This window comes from Bifidobacterium sp. W8104, assembly GCF_016100735.1.
Lineage (GTDB): Bacteria > Actinomycetota > Actinomycetes > Actinomycetales > Bifidobacteriaceae > Bombiscardovia > Bombiscardovia choladohabitans.
The window spans coordinates 499643-516782 of sequence record NZ_JACFRW010000001.1; the positions used below are offsets into that span (position 1 = coordinate 499643).

At 60.4% G+C, this 17140-nt stretch carries 13 protein-coding genes and 2 tRNA genes; 3 read left to right on the forward strand and 12 right to left on the reverse strand.

The window, feature by feature from the left end; genetic code table 11:
• Positions 1-18: 18 nt before the first annotated feature.
• The 8 genes from H3U89_RS01855 to H3U89_RS01890 all read right to left on the reverse strand — a co-directional run bounded on the left by H3U89_RS01855 (position 19) and on the right by H3U89_RS01890 (position 8822).
• Positions 19-711: an L-ribulose-5-phosphate 4-epimerase gene (locus H3U89_RS01855; RefSeq protein ID WP_198178753.1), complete on the reverse strand. Its 693-nt coding sequence runs from the start codon at positions 709-711 to the stop codon at positions 19-21.
• A gap of 64 nt (positions 712-775) precedes the next feature.
• Positions 776-2389: a xylulokinase gene (locus H3U89_RS01860; RefSeq protein WP_198178751.1), complete on the reverse strand. Its 1614-nt coding sequence runs from the start codon at positions 2387-2389 to the stop codon at positions 776-778.
• Between the two features lie 102 nt (positions 2390-2491).
• The gene (locus H3U89_RS01865) at positions 2492-3613 is read right to left on the reverse strand and encodes a LacI family DNA-binding transcriptional regulator (protein WP_045935061.1); all 1122 of its coding nucleotides are present in this window, start codon (positions 3611-3613) and stop codon (positions 2492-2494) included.
• Positions 3614-3651: 38 nt separating this feature from the next.
• Positions 3652-4359, reverse strand: a complete 708-nt coding sequence (locus H3U89_RS01870) for a ribonuclease HII (protein ID WP_045935060.1) — start codon at positions 4357-4359, stop codon at positions 3652-3654.
• A 7-nt stretch (positions 4360-4366) separates the two neighbouring features.
• Positions 4367-5131: a signal peptidase I gene (gene lepB / locus H3U89_RS01875; RefSeq protein WP_198178749.1), complete on the reverse strand. Its 765-nt coding sequence runs from the start codon at positions 5129-5131 to the stop codon at positions 4367-4369.
• A gap of 145 nt (positions 5132-5276) precedes the next feature.
• On the reverse strand, positions 5277-5648 hold the full coding sequence (rplS, locus tag H3U89_RS01880; RefSeq protein ID WP_024627419.1) for a 50S ribosomal protein L19: 372 nt from the start codon (positions 5646-5648) through the stop codon (positions 5277-5279).
• Positions 5649-5870: 222 nt separating this feature from the next.
• Positions 5871-7568: a glucose-6-phosphate isomerase gene (gene pgi / locus H3U89_RS01885; RefSeq protein ID WP_198178747.1), complete on the reverse strand. Its 1698-nt coding sequence runs from the start codon at positions 7566-7568 to the stop codon at positions 5871-5873.
• 129 nt (positions 7569-7697) lie between these two features.
• Positions 7698-8822, reverse strand: coding sequence for a mannose-1-phosphate guanylyltransferase (locus H3U89_RS01890; protein WP_198178745.1), 1125 nt, complete (start codon positions 8820-8822; stop codon positions 7698-7700).
• A gap of 122 nt (positions 8823-8944) precedes the next feature.
• On the opposite strand from H3U89_RS01890, the gene H3U89_RS01895 reads away from it, so the two are divergent.
• Both H3U89_RS01895 and H3U89_RS01900 read left to right on the forward strand, forming a co-directional pair.
• Positions 8945-9017, forward strand: a tRNA-Thr gene (locus tag H3U89_RS01895).
• 40 nt (positions 9018-9057) lie between these two features.
• Positions 9058-9138, forward strand: a tRNA-Leu gene (locus H3U89_RS01900).
• Between the two features lie 53 nt (positions 9139-9191).
• On the opposite strand, the gene H3U89_RS01905 is transcribed toward H3U89_RS01900, so the two are convergent.
• Positions 9192-12059: a hypothetical protein gene (locus H3U89_RS01905; RefSeq protein WP_332467063.1), complete on the reverse strand. Its 2868-nt coding sequence runs from the start codon at positions 12057-12059 to the stop codon at positions 9192-9194.
• A gap of 71 nt (positions 12060-12130) precedes the next feature.
• Between H3U89_RS01905 and H3U89_RS01910 the strand changes: the two genes are divergently transcribed.
• Positions 12131-12448 carry a hypothetical protein gene (locus tag H3U89_RS01910; RefSeq protein WP_198178741.1) on the forward strand — a complete coding sequence of 106 codons (318 nt, stop codon included), beginning with the start codon at positions 12131-12133 and terminating at the stop codon, positions 12446-12448.
• Between the two features lie 28 nt (positions 12449-12476).
• On the opposite strand, the gene H3U89_RS01915 is transcribed toward H3U89_RS01910, so the two are convergent.
• The 3 genes from H3U89_RS01915 to rph all read right to left on the reverse strand — a co-directional run bounded on the left by H3U89_RS01915 (position 12477) and on the right by rph (position 17097).
• Positions 12477-15437, reverse strand: a complete 2961-nt coding sequence (locus tag H3U89_RS01915; RefSeq protein ID WP_198178739.1) for a hypothetical protein — start codon at positions 15435-15437, stop codon at positions 12477-12479.
• A 173-nt stretch (positions 15438-15610) separates the two neighbouring features.
• On the reverse strand, positions 15611-16297 hold the full coding sequence (gene rdgB / locus H3U89_RS01920) for an RdgB/HAM1 family non-canonical purine NTP pyrophosphatase (RefSeq protein WP_198178737.1): 687 nt from the start codon (positions 16295-16297) through the stop codon (positions 15611-15613).
• Positions 16298-16332: 35 nt separating this feature from the next.
• Complete coding sequence (gene rph / locus H3U89_RS01925) at positions 16333-17097, reverse strand: ribonuclease PH (protein WP_198176833.1); 765 nt, start codon at positions 17095-17097, stop codon at positions 16333-16335.
• Positions 17098-17140 lie beyond the last annotated feature (43 nt).

Below are 17140 nucleotides of genomic sequence, written 5' to 3' on the forward strand. Positions count from 1 at the left end.
TTGCTTTTGTTTTCCAGCTCAGCGCTGGCCGTAGACGTGCTGGTACCGGTCGTTGAGCTTGGCTATGTCGGCCGGATCGATGGGCTTGGGCGTGCCGATCTGCTCAGCTGCCCAGACCGTGTGGGCCACCTCCTCGGTCATGGCAGCCGCCTTGACCGCTGCCTCGGCATCGGCTCCCACGGTGAAGGGCCCATGGTTGCGCATGAGCACGGCCGGGCAGCCCGGGTGATCCTTGAGGGTGTCGACCACGCCCTTGCCGATGGCCTCGGAGCCGATCAGCTCGAAGGGACCCACCGGCACGGGGCCGCCGAACTCGTCGCCCATCATGGTCAGCACGCAGGGAATGTCCCTGCCGGTGGCCGCCCAGGCGGTGGCATAGGTGGAATGGGTGTGGACCACGCCGTAGACCTCGGGCATGTGCCGGTAGATATAGGCGTGGGACAGCGTGTCCGAAGAGGGAGCCTCGGCTCCGTCGACCACATTGCCATCCAGATCGGTGACCACCATGGATCCCGGGGTCAGGTGCTCATAGCGCACCCCCGAGGGCTTGATAACCATCAGATCGGCGGAGCGCAGGCGCTGCGAGACGTTGCCCGCCGTCCAGACCACCAGATTCCACCTGGTCAGCTGCGCATGCAGGGTGGCCACCTGCTCGCGCACCAGTTTCACCTCGTCGCGCACCTCGGGCGAATAATCAGCCAAGGACACCATCAGCAACTCCTTTTCCCGGCCCGATCCCGCTGATCCGGCCGCTTGACGTTTTCAGCTCCCGGCCTCATCCCTGCAGGGGAATGGTCTTCACGGCCGCCTGCTCGATGGGCAGGCCCTTGGTGAAGCGGTCGAAGAAGGTTCTGAAGCCCTTCACATCAGCCGGGTCCGGCTGCTCGGTTGTGGACTGGACGCCCGCAAAGACATTGGCATCCAGGTAGTCGGCCAGGGTCTGGTCGGCATGGCCCAGATAGTCGGCCAGGACGGCCATGCCCCAGGCGCCCCCCTCCACAGCGGTGGACATGACCTTGATGGGGGCATTGAAGGCGGCGGCCAGGATTCGCTGGGCCACCTTGGGGGTGGCGAAGATGCCGCCGTGACCGACCATCGTGTCCACCTGGACATGCTCCTGCCGGGTCATCACATCCATGCCGATGGTGACCGGCGAGAAGGCCGAGAAGAGCTGGGCGCGCATGAAGTTGGCCAGGGTCATCCGTCCCTCGGGGCCGCGGGCAAAGACCGGCCGGCCCTCCTCCAGGCCAGCCAAGAACTCCCCGGAATAGAAGCAGTAGTTGATCAGTCCGCCGGCGTCCTTGTCTGCAAGAAGGGCCTGGTTGAACAGGGTGGCGTAGAGCGCATCTCCCTTGAGGTCCAGACCGGCGGCCTTGGCGAAGTCCCCGAACAGTCCAACCCAGGCGTTCAGGTCCGAGGTGAAATTGTTGGCATGGCTCATGCCGGCCGGATCCCCAGCCGGTGTGGTGACCGGATCCACCTCGGGGTGGAAGTCACGCAGGGGATGTTCCAGGACCACCATGGCGAAGATGGATGTGCCTGCAGACACGTTGCCGGTGCGGGGACGAACCGCGTTGGTCGCCACCATGCCGGTCCCCGCATCGCCCTCGGGCGGGGCCATGGGCACGCCGGGCTGCAGCTGACCACTGGGATCGAGCAGGGCGGCGCCTTCTGCGGTCAGTGCCCCCGCATCGCTGCCGGCGGTCAACGGCTCAGGCAGCAGGTCGTGGATGTCCCAGGGCTGGTCCTGAACCTGGGGCAGTCGGGAGAAGATGTCCAGCAGGCCCTTGTCGAACTCCTTGCGTGAGGAGTCAATGGGGAACATGCCCGAGGCGTCGCCGATGCCGATGACCTTGCGGCCGGAGAGCCTCCAGTGCATGTAGCCTGCCAGGGTGGTGATGTAGGCCACCCTGGGCACATGCTCTTCGCCGTTCAGGATGGCCTGGTAGAGGTGGGCGATGGACCAGCGCTCGGGAATATTGATTTTGAAGGCCTGCGACAGCTCCTCATGGGCCTGGCGGGTGTTGGTGTTGCGCCAGGTGCGGAAGGGCACCAGCAGCTGGCCATCCTTGTCGAAGGCCAGGTAGCCGTGCATCATCGCCGAGATCCCCATGGCGCCGATCTTGGTCAGCGTCACCCCGTACTGGCGACGGACATCCTCGGCCATGGCCTTATATGCCGCCTGCAGACCCTGGTGAATCTGGTCCATGGAGTATGTCCACAGGCCGTCCTCCAGCCGGTTCTCCCACTCGACGTCCCCGGTGGCCAGCGTCCGGTAGTCGTGGTCGATCAGCACAGCCTTGATGCGGGTGGAGCCGAATTCGATGCCCAGACTGGTCGCGCCCTCCTGTAGTTCGCTTACGATGACGCCTTGTTCGCCAACAGCCATGTCCGCTCCTTTGCCTGATATGTTAACGCTCACATAGTCTGCTTACGATTGTAACTGAGACCAGGTCATCAGGCAAGCCCGCTCAATGCGAGCCAACAGTGGTCAGATGCGCTCGACTGCGTAGCCCAGGGACCGACGCTGGATCACATCCGCCTGGATCAGCCCCACACCGTGGTGGGTGACCGGGAAGTCCACCGGCTGCCCCTGGTGAAGCAGGGCCAGGACCTGCCGCATGGTGGCCACCCCCAGATCCTCAAAGCGGGGACGGACCGTGGCCAGCGGCGGAAACATGTTGTCAACCGTGGGTACGTCGTCGAAGCCCACCAAGCTGATGTCACTGGGAATGCGGATGCCGTGCTCCTGCAAGGACCGCGCCACGCCCACGGCCTGGTTGTCGTTGGCGGTGACCACGGCTGAAGGCAGGGAGGTGCCACTCATGCCCCGCTGATCGATCAGGTGGTTCATCAGCGTGTAGGACTCCCCCGCCTCCCAGCTGCGGGCGTGGACCACGGCCGTGCGTATGCGGCAACGGGCGCAGGCCACCTTCCAGGAGGCCAGTCGGGTGGAGGCATCCCGCCACTGAGAGGGACCGGCCATATAGAGCACCCGCCTATGGCCCCGGGAGACCAGCAGCCGGGCCAGCCGCTGCACGGCGCCCCACTGGTCGATTCCGGTCATGGCTATCCGGCCTTCACCCCGCCGGCGGCTCAGGGCCTCTTCGACGCTGGTGATGCCATGCGTGGAGGTGACGATGACCCGGGGCTGGCTCACCTCCACCTGGCAGGCGGCCTGGAACATGGTGTCGGTGGGGGTCAGAAAGATGAAGGCATCCACATTCTGCTCCAGGAAGGTGCCGCAGAGCTCCTGGAATCCGGCAAGCGTACAAGCTGACTCGTCCACCATCATGACCGACATGAACAGACCATGGGAACGGGCCACGGTCTCGATGGCCGTGATCGATGAGACAGGCCCGAAGAGACTGACGCCGCCAGCCACCAGTCCGATGGTCCGGCTGCGGCTGGATGCCAGGGCCCGCGCAGAGTTGCTGGGTCGGTAGCCCAACTTCCTGATGGCCTGCTGGACCTTGATCCGCGTCGCCGGAGAAACGTCCTTGGAATTGTTGATGACCCTGGAAACGGTCTGGTGGGAGACCCCGGCCAGCCGGGCAACCTCGAACATGGAGGGGCGCTTGGACCGTGACCTGCCCCCGTTGCCTGCGGGCATGTGACCTTCTTCCGATAGCCGTGTCGACCGTTCCGATATTAGCCCCTGCCGGGACCGGACGAGGGCAAATGCCAGCTGACCCGATGCAGACGGCTGGGCCCCAGACGGCGAATGGCCTCCAGGTGTGCAGGCGAACCATAGCCCTTGTTGTGCTCCCACTGGTATGGGGCCAGGGCGGGGTCGGAGGCGGCCAGACGGACCATAAGCCGGTCACGGGTGACCTTGGCGATGACCGCTGCGCAGGCCACACTGGCACAGTGGGCGTCGCCCTTGACCTGGGTGGAGACCTTGGGCAGAACAGGAAGGTCGGGGGCGTCAAAACTGTCGGCGGCCGGGGTGATGTAGTCATTGGGGCCGTCAAGGATGGCGGCCAGACGGCGGCCAGGCCCCAGGTCCATCCCCTGCTCCAATTCAGCCAGCGCACGCAGGGCGGCGATGCCCAGGGCATGGACGATGCCCCACTGATCGATCTCATGGTTGGAGCAGGCCCCCACCGCCCAGCCGGCAGCCCAGTCCTCCAGGTCACGGTACATGGCCAGCCGGCGCGCAGGAGTCAGCATCTTGGAATCAGCCACCCCGTCAGGGACCTTCAAATTGGGCAGGTCAGCGGACCGGACAGCCACCACGCCGACCATGGCCGGACCCGCCAGGGCTCCGCGGCCGACCTCATCCAGACCAAGCACATACTCGGCTCCCTGGCCGGCCAAGGCAGCCTCGGTGGCCAGGGTCGGCAGGATCCGCCTCACAGCCGGTTCAATCCTGCGTCGGCTCGGGCACGGCGTCGAAGACCTTGTGCTGGTTGTTGAGCAGCTTCCAGCTGCCCACCGGGTAATAGGTAAGCAGCGCGGTGCCTTTGATGTTGTCCATGGGGACCAGGCCATTGTGGCCGTCGTCCTTGTGCAGACGGGAATCGGCGGAATTGGAACGGTTGTCGCCCATGACGAAGACGTAACCAGGGTCCACCTTGACATTGAAGGCAAAGGAGCTGGGCTCCACTCCTGGGCGCAGGTAGGAGCTCTCGTCCAGGGCAACGCCGTTGACGGTGACCGGGGCGCCATGACCCTTGCAGGCCACGGTGTCGCCGGGCATGCCGATCAGACGCTTGACCAGGTGACTGCCACGGAAGCTGGGTGTGGACTCTTCACCCAGCCAATTGGCAGGGTCAGTGAAGACCACCACATCCCCTCGGCGGGGGGCCAGCATGGATCTGGTCAGCCGATGAGTGGTCAGGATTCTGTCCCCGACGCCAAGGGTGTTCTCCATGGAGCCGGAGGGGATGACGTAGATGCTGAACAAAAATATGCGCAGGACGGCGACGACGGCCAAGAGGGCAACCAGCTCGAACAGAAATTCGGGCAGGAAACCGCGTTCACCCAGCCGCGGGTGGCTTCCCCTGGTGGAACCGCGTCCACCGGGGCGGTCCAAGGCATGACGGGGCGGCACCGGGGCTGAGGTGGCCTGTCTGCCGTCCGGGTACCAGAGTCCCGACGAGGTCGCTGCCTCATCCCGAAAGGCCATATCCACTCCTTGTCATCCGCCGGAACCCACACACGAACAGGTTCCGCATGCCTCATAGCGTACACACCCAAGCATGGAAAAACCCGGGAGAATTGCATCCCGGGTGTTAGCGGCCAGCCTTGGGCTGGGTCGCCCTGGTCGAAACCTACTTGTTGGACTCGGCCTTGTTGTCGCGACGCTCGACAATGCGGGCGGCCTTGCCATGCAGACCACGCAGGTAGTAGAGCTTGGCTCGGCGGACACGGCCGTGGCGCAGCACCTTGATGGAGTCGATCTGCGGGGAGTGCAGAGGGAAGCGACGCTCGACGCCCACGCCGAAGCTGACCTTGCGCACCAGGATGGTCTCGCGCACGCCGGAGCCCTGACGGGCGATCACCACGCCCGTGAAAGCCTGGATACGGGAGTTGTTGCCCTCAGTGATGTTGACGTTGACCTCGACGGTATCGCCGGGGCGGAAGTCGGGGATCTGCTCCGCAGGCTTCATGTGGCTGGCGTCGAATTCCTGAATCGCGTTCATGCTGTTCCTCCATGGCCGCCGCACATCGACCCATGACATGGACCGCAACCACCAAAGGAGGCGATCCTGGACGGAACCCGACGGTCTGCCGTCGGGGGTGCCGATCCGCCGGGGCATCCGGCTGGACCTGAAAGGAAGGGAGCCCATGCGGCAGCTACCCTTCCGGCAAACAACTGTCCAATAATATACCACGAGCCGGACCTGCATGGGCCCGGCCGGACATCAGCGGCGGTGGGCCCTGTAGAAGGCGATCAGGGACTTTGTGGACTGATCCTGCTCAGCCAACGCCTGGTCGTCCCGGGAGATGGCCGGCGTAATCTCGCGGGCCAGCTTCTTGCCCAGCTCAACGCCCCACTGGTCGAAGGAATCAATGCCCCAGACAGTGCCCTCGGTCAGGGTGATGTGTTCGTAGAGGGCGATCAGCTCGCCCAGGGCGGCCGGGGTCAGCGCATCACCGAAGATAGAGGTGGTGGGCCGGTTGCCGGTGAAGACACGGGCCGGGACGATCGCCTCCGGGGTGCCCTCGGCGCGGACCTCGTCGGCGGTCTTGCCGAAGGCCAATGCCTTGGTCTGGGCCAGGAAGTTGGCCAGGAAGAGCTCATGCACGTCCTGGTCGCCGTCCTTGGCCGGATTGGGGGTGTTGGCGAAGGCGATGAAGTCGGCGGGGATCAGGCGGGTGCCCTGGTGGATCAGCTGGTAGAAGGCGTGCTGTCCGTTGGTGCCGGGCTCCCCCCAGAAGATTTCGCCGGTCAGGCTGGTCACCGGGGTGCCGTCCCAGCGCACGGACTTGCCGTTGGACTCCATGGTCAGCTGCTGCAGGTAGGCCGGGAAGCGGTGCAGATACTGGTCATAGGGCAGCACGGCGTGCGAGTGGGCGCCGAAGAAGTTGACATACCAGACGTTGAGCAGACCCATCAGGGCCACCACGTTCCGATCCAGAGGGGTGGCGCGGAAGTAGCGGTCTACAGTGTTGAAGCCCTTGAGGAACTCCTCGAAGCGGTCCGGGCCGATGGTGATGGCCAGGGAGGTGCCCACGGCGGAATCCACCGAGTACCGGCCACCGACCCAGTTCCAGAAGCCGAAGACGTTGTCCGGATCGATGCCGAAGTCGCGCACCTTGTCCAGGGCGGTCGAGACGGCGATGAAATGCCGGCGGATAGCCTCGGCCGAAAGGTCCTCGCCGTCCTTGGACAGCAGGCCACGCTCGCCCAGGCTCTTCAGGAGCCAGGCGCGGGCCTGGCGGGCGTTGGTCAGGGTCTCCAGGGTGGTGAAGGTCTTGGAGACGATGATGAAGAGTGTGGTCTCCGGATCCAGATCGCGAGTCTTCTCGGCCAGGTCGTTGGGGTCGATGTTGGAGATGTAGCGGGCGCTGATGCCGGCATCCGCATAAGGCTTCAGGGCCTCATAGGCCATGACCGGGCCAAGGTCGGAGCCGCCGATGCCGATGTTGACCACAGTGGTGATCCGCTTGCCGGTCAGACCGGTCCAGCTGCCCGAACGGACCTGGTCGGCAAAGGCATAGATGCGCTTGAGGGTGTCGCGGACGTCACCCACCACATCCTGACCGTCCACAATCAGTCGGCCGCGATCCTCCTCGGGACGGCGCAGGGCTGTGTGCAGGACGGCCCTGTCCTCGGTGTTGTTGATGTGCTCGCCATTGAACATGGCCTCGATCCGCTCCTCAAGGCCGACCTCACGGCCCAGTTGCGCCAGCAGTGACAGAGTCTCGGGCTGAATCAGGTTCTTGGACAGGTCGATATAGAGATCACCCAGCTCGAAGCTGAGCTTTTCGGTGCGCTGCGGATCCTTGGCGAACCATGCGCGCAGATCGATCCCCTGGCGCTGCATGTCGTCGAAGTGCTGGTGCAAGGCCGCCCAGGCCTTGGTGCTGGTAGCGTCCACTGGAGGATTGATGGCCATGGTTGTTCGGGTCCTTTCATGAGGTGATGCCCGGTCTACCGAGCACCCGGTTCTGTAACCCAAACTACTCACAAAAGCAGACAGAAGACAACAAAATCAGTCAATTTTCTTAACCAAGCTGGATTGCTCTCAGAGTATGTCGTCACAGCCGTACTGGGCCAACTTGGCCACCATGTCCTTGACTTCCTGACTGCGGGCCCGGGGGGCCACCAGGAGCGCGTCGGGAGTGTCGACGACGATCATGTCATCCACACCCAAGAGGGCGACCGTGCGTTCGGAGCCGGGAACGACCATATCTCCGGCTGAATCCAGATACATGACCCGGTCGGCATCCCCAAGAATCTTGATGTTGCGCCTGTTGGAGGAGGGCAGCAGGCCGGCCACTGAATTGAAGTCACCGATGTCATCCCAATCGAAGCCCCCTGGAACAACCGCAACACCTCCGGCCGCCGACAGGGGCTCGGCCACGGCATAGTCAAAGGCGATCTTCTCAATGCCCGGCCAGTGCTCCTCCATGGCCTGGCTGCGGGCCTGCCCGCCCTGGTCCCAGACCTGGGCGATGGCCATCACCGCGGCGTGGAGCTCCGGCTTGTAACGACGAAGGCAGTCCAGGAGCACCTGCGCTTGCATGACGAACATGCCGGCGTTCCACCGGTACTCCCCTGTCGACAGGTAGGCCTGGGCCGTAGAGGCATCCGGCTTCTCGACGAATTCGCTGACCAGGCGGGCATCAGGGGCCCCGGGAATGCGATCGGCCAGGGAGGGGCCTTGATGGATGTAGCCGAAAGCGGTGGAGGGACGAGAGGCGGCGATGCCGATGGTGGTCACATAACCGGCCCGGGCCGCTGCCACCGCCTGCTCCACTGAGGCCGCGAATGCTTTGTCGTCTCGGATGACGTGGTCGGCGGCAAAGGAGCCCACGATGATTTCCCCGCCGTGCCGCCGGGCCAGCACAGCAGTCGCCAGGGCTATAGCCGCCGTGGAATCGCGAGGAACCGGCTCGGCGAAGAGCGCGTCCTCAGCCAGATCCGGAAGCTGCTGACGCACCTGGTCCACATGCCGCTGACCAGTGGAGACGACCACATGGTCGGCCCCGCAGATGCCGGCCAGACGGTCAAAGGTGCCCTGGATCATTGTTCTGCCCGACCCCAAGAGATCATAGAGGAACTTGGGCCGGTCCTGGCGGCTCAATGGCCAGAGCCGGGTGCCCACGCCCCCGGCCGGAATGACGGCATAGAAATCATCGAGATCCATGCCCTCTATTGTGTCAAGAAGCTTGTACACCCTTGGCCCGAAGTGCAAGGCGTTTTTATCGCGCGCATCCAGTATGATGTAGCATGTTGTCTTCTTCCGGCAGGTCCGGACGGGAGGCGAAGGCCACTTTAGCTCAGTTGGCAGAGCGTCTCACTCGTAATGAGAAGGTCGACAGTTCGATTCTGTCAAGTGGCTCTTCCACCAACTGCCCTTTCAACGGCAGGGCATGTCTTACGCGCGAGTGGCGTAATGGTAGCCGCGCAGGATTTAGGTTCCTGTGTCTTCGGACGTGTGGGTTCGAGTCCCATCTCGCGCACAGGTATTAAGAACAGGGCCCGCAAGAACAGGCCCTGTCTGATGCTTCCCGGCTCAGTGGCGGCTTTCCTGCCTGTTCCTCAGGCAGGCCACGAAGCCGACCAGGCCCAACGCCATAAGCGACAGGATTTTGAGCACCGAAAGCGGCCATCCACCGGTCAGAGGCAAAGCCGAGTTGGAAGGACGGAACTCCAGCTCATGCGACACCGGGGCCGACTGGTTTCCGCCCTGGAACCTGCCTTGGGCATCAGGGCCCTCGGCATCGTCGGAAAGCACCTGAGCAGTAAACTCACCCTGGTTGACACCCTCGGGCGGAGTCGCCTGCCATGAACCCTGGTCCCCAACAACGACATCGGTGCTGTTATTGCCATTGCCGGGCCAGGTTATGTGGACCACGGTCCCCTTGGTCTCGGGAACCTTCGTATCCCCGTCCACATACTTATATGCCTTGCCCGCCACCTGGAAGACGTCATACCGCTCCAAGGCCAAAGTGGTCGGTGTCATGTCAACCTTCCGCTCAAGGGAGGCCGGGCCCGAGCGGATGTTCATCGGGTTGATCATCTCAACCTGGAAGGCGTACGTCTGCGTCTCGTCACCACCTGTGTAGCCTGTGAACTTATCAGCTGGGATATTCAGCAACCAGGACCAGGTGGAAGACGTCGTCTTGGTCAAGCCCAGCGTGAGACCTGTCGCGGAATCTTCGGCGGAAGAAACAGTGCCGGCAGCCGCGTCCCTCTGGAAGGTGTTGGCCGGAGTGGTCAGCAAAGGCGTCCAATCCGACGCGGTCTTCTGCTTTATCGAAACGACCATCCTCGAATCAGCCATCCCTAGATCCCCCGAAGACCAGGCTGTATATATAGGAGACACCTCACCCTTGAACACAACGACCGAATCCGCCGGCAGGCTCCCGTTGACCGTATGGGGCACAGTGACCGAGAACTTGCTGGCATCCGGGACGTTTTCTCCCGAAACGAAATAGGCAGTTCCAATATTCGAGAAGAACGAGGTCAGGCCGAACCCGGAGACAGACTCAGTCACCCAGGCATGATAACGCCTGTAGCCGCTGTACTTGTTGCCAGGATCCGGCGACGGATACAGCTTGTTCGTGTCCTGTATCCGCCAGGAACCCCCCTGCTTACTGCTGGTGTCGACCTGGCACTCAGCCTCGCCAAGCCTGAACCCCCACGTGTCCGTCCCTTTCACCAGGTCATCGCCATTCGTGCCCTGCCCCTCCACAATGGGATTGCTGGGATCCTCGCCGTAGAGAACGACCTTGTTGGGACGCGCGGCATCCTTGGAGGGCATGCACTCACCACTGATTACCGGATCAAGCTTGGTCGTATACACGCTTCCAGAAGCATCCAAACCGGCATCAGCATCGTTTTCGATCTTGGTGATCGTAGGATCATCAGGACGAGGCACGTCATACTTATAGAACGCGCTATTGATAGTCCACCCCGCAGAGATATTCGTATCCTTCTCCACGGTGGACATACCATCGTTTATCCCTACAAGACCAGCGCTCTTGGGGTTGTACACTTCAGGGCTGACGGTACAAGCGCTGCCATCCCGATTCGTGGTGACAGGCCAGGTGACCATCTTGAAATAGCCGTCAAGATCCTGCTTCTCCTTGGCCTCCTTGAAATCAATCCCGCCATCAGCCTTCTGGGCAGGCATGGGCTGGCCGTTCTTGTCAGTGGCAAACATCTCATTGGGATTATCCGGCTGTTTGGGCAAGTTGAAAGCCGAATACTTACTGACTTGGGCCGCCTTGCTGGTCGTGGTAGTCGCCGTATTGGGGGACGGCTGCTGGCCTGTCACCAGGACCGGCTCAGGGGTCAGCTCATCAACTGGCACCCACTCGCTATCCTTCAGAGCCACCCACTGGTAATAGTAGGAATTGGTCTCAGAACATATGCCATCAGGGTTAGCTTTGGTACTGCCGCGCACATTGAGCCAGTACACGAAGAACGACCGTGCCGGAGCTGTGCCCGGATCAGTGCCGGCGATTGGCCCAGTAGCATTGCTCTTGTAGTCAGGAAAACCGTAATCGGTTACCATGCCCCAGTTAGCCTGATTGCCTCCGTAGAGATTTGGGTTGCTGTTCCAACCAACCCAAGAATACGGGCCGCTGCACTGAAGATCAGCACCCGTGCCAAGGCATTCTTGCATATATAGGGTGAAGTTCTTGTCGTTCGCCGCTAAAGTTGAAGTAATGTTGGATACCCTGTCCGGCGCATTGATCATGGTGTCAGGGTCAAAATTGCGACAATTATCGATTCCGCTAGACCAACTCCACGAGTTGCTAGGGCGCAGGCAGGACAGTGCATCGTCCTGTTTACCAACGACTGCGTAGATATTCACCGGCTCGTTGGCACCACCAGGTTGGTAATATGACGCATCAGCAGAATTCTTCAGCGCCAGATCACCCTCAATGGAAATGGTCAGATAGTCATATAAACCGGAGTTTATTATGGTGTGCACGGTGAAATACTCATCTTGATTTTGCGCCCACTTGTAGGCTCCGGACCAGGGCTGATCCGAGGATGATGCTGAGGCTATGGTGTTCAGATACTTTATTCTGCGATAAAAGGAAGTGTCATCTGACCCCTTGTACTGATAGACAAAGGCCAGATTGCAATTGCCCTTGGTATCGGCACCAGAAGTGGCGTCGGCGCAAGAAGGGTCAAACTCGTTGTGTTTTACCCGCAGGATGAAGTCCATGCGCAGCTCATCCTGATAGGAATCAATCTTGTTGTTGTAGCCCAACATCCTATAGAGCAGCGGCTTCCTGCTGGCCGTCTCGTCCTGCCCATCGATGGCATTGGCCTGACCGGCCGAAAGCGCGCTCAGCCCCAGCGGAACAACCATGGCCAGCGTCGCCAGAAGGGTTACCAGAACGGCAATTATCGGACGGTTCACACCTTGTGAACCCTTAGCGCCCCGTTCTTGCAAACGCTTCAATACAATACCCCCCAAACCACAATGAAATCATGCTCCAGAACAAATCAAGTCTGCTTTTGACCTACCCCCAATTAAGGCAACTGCACATAGAGCACAACAATGCATATAAATTTTCTTTGCCTTTCCAAGGCTACAGAAATCAAGGGCATAATCTGGGATTCAGGTGGGGTGTTTTGCGTCCGTTCAAGTTCTTGACCACGGCAGGGCCAGTACACAGCTGCGAGAGGCAAAATGTTGTCGTCTTCCGACCGGTCTGGATTGGGGGCGAACACTGCCTTGGCAACGGCAGCAACACGGGAATTAAAAAAACAGGGCCCGCGCTCATCTCCATGAAATTGGAAGGATGAGGGCGGGCCCTGTCTTATACGACCGAGGTCAGTGCCGGCTTTCCTGCCTGTTCCTCAGGCAGGCCACGAAGCCCACCAGGCCTAGGGCTATCAGCAGCAGGATCCTGAGCACGGAAAGCGGCCATCCCCCGGTAAGCGGCAAGGAGGAGGTCGAAGGCCGGAAGTCCAGCTCATGCGACACCGAGGCTGACTGGTTCCCGCCCTGGAACCTGCCCTGCGCGTCAGAGCCCTCGGCATCATCCGAAAGCACCTGAGCAGAGAACTGCCCCTGATTGACGCCCTCAGGCGGAGTTGCCTGCCACGAACCCTGATCCCCCACTGCGACATCAGTGCTGCTATTGGTCTTGCCGGGCCAGGTTATATGGACCAGGGTGCCTTTGGTCTCAGGAATCTTCCTGTCCCCGTCCACATACTTGTAGGCCCTGCCGGCCACCTGGAAGACGTCATGGCGGTCAATGGTCAGTGTGGTGGGCGTCATGTCGATTTTCCGCTCGATGGATGCCGGGCCCGAACGGAGGTTCATCGGGTTGATCATCTCAACCTGGAAAGTATAGGTCTGCGTTTCGTCGTCACCGTTGTAACCGGTGAACTTGTCAGCAGGGATGTTCAGCGACCAGGACCAGGTGGAAGCCGCCGTCTTGGTCAGGTTCAGCGTGAGACCTGATGTGGGGTCAGTGACGGAAGGAGCAGTGCCGACCGCCGCATCCCTCTGGAAGGTGTTGGCCGGAGTGGTCAACAGGGGCATCCAATCCGAGGCAGCATTCTGCTTCATCGAAACGACCATCCTCGAATCAGTCATCCCCAACTTCCCCGAGGACCAGGCCGTATACACAGGCGACACCTCACCCTTGAACGTGACCACCGAACCTGTCGGCAGGCTCCCGTTGACCGTATGGGGCACTGTCACCGAGAACTTGCTCGCATCCGGGACGTTTTCTCCCGAGACGAAATAAGCCGTGCCGACATTCGAGAAGTAGGAGGTCAAGCCGAACCCTGACGTGGACTCAACCACCCAGGCGTGATAACGCCTGTAGCCGTTGTACTTGTTGCCGGGGTCCGGCGACGGATACCGCTTATTGGTGTCCTGTATCCACCAGGACCCTCCCTGCTTGCTGCCAGTGTCGGTCTCGCAAACAGCTTCCCCCAGCCTGAACCCCCACGTGTCCGAGCTTTTCACCAAGTCATCGCCATTTGTGCCCTGCCCATCCGCAATCGGATTGGTGGGATCCTCTCCATATAGAACAACCGTATTGGGATGCTTCTCATCCTTGGAAGGCGTGCACTCACCACTGATTATCGGGTCAAGCTTCGACGTATACACGCCCCCAGAAGCATCCAAGCCGGCATCCGCATCATTCTGGATCTTGGTGATTGTCGGATCATCAGGACGAGGCACATTATACTTATAAAAAGCAGTATCAATCGTCCAACCCGCAGAGAGATTCGTATCCTTTTGCGCGGCGGACATGTTATCGTCAATCCCCACAAGACCAGCGCTCTTGGGGCTGTACACCTCAGGGCTGACGGCTGTACATTCCGTGCCATCAGAATTCCTGGTGTCAGGCCAGGTCACCAGCTTGAAATAGCCGTCAAGATCCTGCTTCTCCTTGGCCTCCTTGAAATCAATCCCGCCATCAGCCTTCTGGGCAGGCATAGGATTGCCATCCTTATCAGTCGCAAAAAGCACGTTGGTGGTATTCGCATACTTTGGGTCGGTCGGATTGACGTTATAAGCGCCATTGGTATTGACCATGCCCTGCAGTCCGTAGGTGGTAGTCAAAGTGTTGGGACTCGGCTGCTGGCCTGTCACCAGGACCGGCTCAGGAGTCAGTTCCTTAACAGGCACCCACTGGCTGTCCTTAAGAGCCACCCACTGATAGTAATAGGAACTGGTCTCAGAACATATGCCATTGGTTTTGTTGCCTGGACCACGCAAGTTCATCCAATACACGAAGAAAGACCGTGCCGGGGCCGTGCCCGGGGCTGTGGCATTTATATTTCCAACCGTACCATCGCTATAAGCCGGAAAACCATAATCGGTCACCATACCCCAATTAGCCTGATGGTTTCGATAGAGATATGGGTTGCTGTCCCACCCAACCCAAGAATATGGGCCGCTGCATTGCAGGTCGTCTCCTCCGCTACCCAAGCAGTCACCCATATACACTTTCATCTGTTTATCCTTCGATAAACTCGCGGTGATATTTGAATATCTATCCTGCAAGTTGCTCATGGAGGCTGGATCGAAAGTTGAGCAGGTTTCGGTACCCCATGCCCACGAAGAACTACCGCAAGACAGGATGGTATTCTGATCACCAACGATGGCAAAGACATTCAAGGGCTCAGGGTGACCACCAGCCACGAACTTTGCGGGATCTTTAGACTTATCCGCAATGTTCATGTCGCCTTCGATGGATATGGTTAAGTAGTCGTATAAACCCGAATTGATTATCTTATGAACAGTAAAGCGCTGCAGATGATTATCAGCCCACGCTTTAGCTCCATCATATGCATACCCATTTTTGTTATTTTCAAGATAATCATCTGGAGTTATAGTGTTTATATACTTTACACGATGATAATCTGCAGGGTTATCAGAACCAACATACTGATATACAAAAGATAAATTGCAATTTGACTTACCACCGGTGTCTGCCTTACCAAGGTCGACACAATCCGGCTTGAACTCGTTGTGTTTCACGCGCAGGATGAAGTCCATGCGCAGCTCATCCTGATAGGTATCGATCCTGTCGTTGAAGGCCATCATTCTATAGAGCAGAGGCTTCCTGCTCGCCGTCTCGTCCTGTCCATCAACGGCATTGGCCTGACTGGCCGACAGAGCACTCAGCCCAAGCGGAACGACCATGGCCAGTGTCGCCAGAAGGGTTATCAGAACGGCGATGGTCGAACGGTTCACGTGCAGCGATCCCTTATTGTTCCGTTCTTGCAATCGCTTCAATACGAAACCCCCAAATCCCGATGGAATCATCTGCTAGAACAGATCAGCTCTGTTTTTAAGTTGTCCCCAATACCGCCGACTGTATCATAGAGATAAAAAAATCGCACCTTCGCGTTTCCTTGCATGCTCAAGTGCGACCGGTACTCAGAACAGGATCGTTGATGTTTCGCGACCGTTCACCGTACGGAATCTATATGGATTTATCAGCCTTTAAGGTGGCCGCCGCCCAGCACCCAGTTGACGAGAATCGGCATGATGGCCTCCAGGGCCTTGCCCCTGTGCGAAATGGCGTTCTTTTCATCCGCGGTCATTTCCGCCGAAGTCAGCGGCTGCTGGCCGCTGGCGCGCCGAGGCTGATCAAGGGGCACGAAGATCGGGTCGTAGCCGAACCCATTGTCCCCTCGCGCCTGGCGGATGATGCTTCCGGGCATCTCGCCGACCCTGGTCACCTGAGACCCCCGGACGGCATACCCCGGCACATCCGGAACGACCAGGGCAGCAGCACAGATAAACCGCCCTCCCCTCTGATCGTCGGGAATGTCGTTCAGCTGGTTCAGCAAGAGCTCCAAGTTGGCCTGGTCGTCACCGTGGCGGCCGCTCCACCGTGCCGAAAGGATTCCCGGGGCGGCACCCATCACATCAACGACCAGCCCCGAGTCGTCCGCCAGCGCGGGCAGACCTGACGCCCGAGCGGCCTGCCCAGCCTTGAGAAGTGCATTCTCCTGAAAAGTGGTGCCCGTCTCTACCGGATCGGGCAGGCCCAACTGGCCGGCCGAAACCAGCTCGATCCTCTGACCCTCATCGGCCAGGAAACCGTCGAGTATGCGACGAAGCTCACTGAGTTTGCCCTCGTTGTGCGTGGCTACAACCACTTTTCTGGCCTGCCCCATACCGATCCTCCTCGCTGAAATTCCCGCTCCGGGCGTCAGTCGGATGCCAGGGCCTTGCGCTGAGCGGCCTGAAGCTCCTTGTTCCCCTTGGTTGCCAGGTCCAGCAGGAGACCGAGCTCCTGACGGGTGAGCGGGCGATGCTCCGCTGTTCCCTGTACCTCTATGAAGTCGCCGGAGCCGGTCATGGACACGTTCATATCGGTCATGGCCCGGCTGTCCTCCAAATAGGGAAGGTCGAGCATGGGCTTGCCATCGATGATGCCCACCGAGACGGCCGAGACGCAATCCTTGGTCACCTTGTCGGCGCTGCGGATGTGGTGGTGGTCCTGGGCCCATCTGAGGGCGTCGACCATGGCCACATAGGCACCGGTGACCGAGGCTGTACGGGTGCCGCCGTCGGCCTGAAGCACATCGCAGTCAAGCTGAATCTGATTCTCGCCCAGAGCCTTCATATCCACCACACCGCGCAAGCAACGGCCTATCAGCCGGCTGATCTCCTGGGTGCGGCCGCCAACCTTTCCCCGGACCGATTCTCGCGCAGTCCGGTCGCTGGTGGCCCTGGGAAGCATGGCGTACTCGGCAGTGACCCAGCCCAGGCCGGAGTCCTTGCGCCAACGGGGCAGCGTCGGCGTGAAGGAGGCCGTGCACATGACCCGGGTCTTGCCGCACTCGATCAGCACCGATCCCTCGGGGGCCTCCGTCCAATGCCTGGTGATGACGACCGGTCGCAACTCATCAGCCGCCCTGCCGTCAGGCCGCAGCACGGCACCCTCCTGGAGCATGTCCTTGATAGCAACCATCAGTGATGATCCTTTCCCGTTTCGCCCAGGCTCCCCTGGTCTG

What these genes read in the sequence shown, in the direction of transcription:
- H3U89_RS01855 (WP_198178753.1), bottom strand. Translation starts at nt 711, where the DNA reads ATGGTGTCCTTGGCTGATTATTCGCCCGAGGTGCGCGACGAGGTGAAA.
- H3U89_RS01860 (WP_198178751.1), bottom strand. Translation starts at nt 2,389, where the DNA reads ATGGCTGTTGGCGAACAAGGCGTCATCGTAAGCGAACTACAGGAGGGC.
- H3U89_RS01865 (WP_045935061.1), bottom strand. Translation starts at nt 3,613, where the DNA reads ATGCCCGCAGGCAACGGGGGCAGGTCACGGTCCAAGCGCCCCTCCATG.
- lepB (WP_198178749.1), bottom strand. Translation starts at nt 5,131, where the DNA reads ATGGCCTTTCGGGATGAGGCAGCGACCTCGTCGGGACTCTGGTACCCG.
- rplS (WP_024627419.1), bottom strand. Translation starts at nt 5,648, where the DNA reads ATGAACGCGATTCAGGAATTCGACGCCAGCCACATGAAGCCTGCGGAG.
- pgi (WP_198178747.1), bottom strand. Translation starts at nt 7,568, where the DNA reads ATGGCCATCAATCCTCCAGTGGACGCTACCAGCACCAAGGCCTGGGCG.
- H3U89_RS01890 (WP_198178745.1), bottom strand. Translation starts at nt 8,822, where the DNA reads ATGGATCTCGATGATTTCTATGCCGTCATTCCGGCCGGGGGCGTGGGC.
- H3U89_RS01910 (WP_198178741.1), top strand. Translation starts at nt 12,131, where the DNA reads ATGCTCCAGAACAAATCAAGTCTGCTTTTGACCTACCCCCAATTAAGG.
- H3U89_RS01915 (WP_198178739.1), bottom strand. Translation starts at nt 15,437, where the DNA reads ATGATTCCATCGGGATTTGGGGGTTTCGTATTGAAGCGATTGCAAGAA.
- rdgB (WP_198178737.1), bottom strand. Translation starts at nt 16,297, where the DNA reads ATGGGGCAGGCCAGAAAAGTGGTTGTAGCCACGCACAACGAGGGCAAA.
- rph (WP_198176833.1), bottom strand. Translation starts at nt 17,097, where the DNA reads ATGGTTGCTATCAAGGACATGCTCCAGGAGGGTGCCGTGCTGCGGCCT.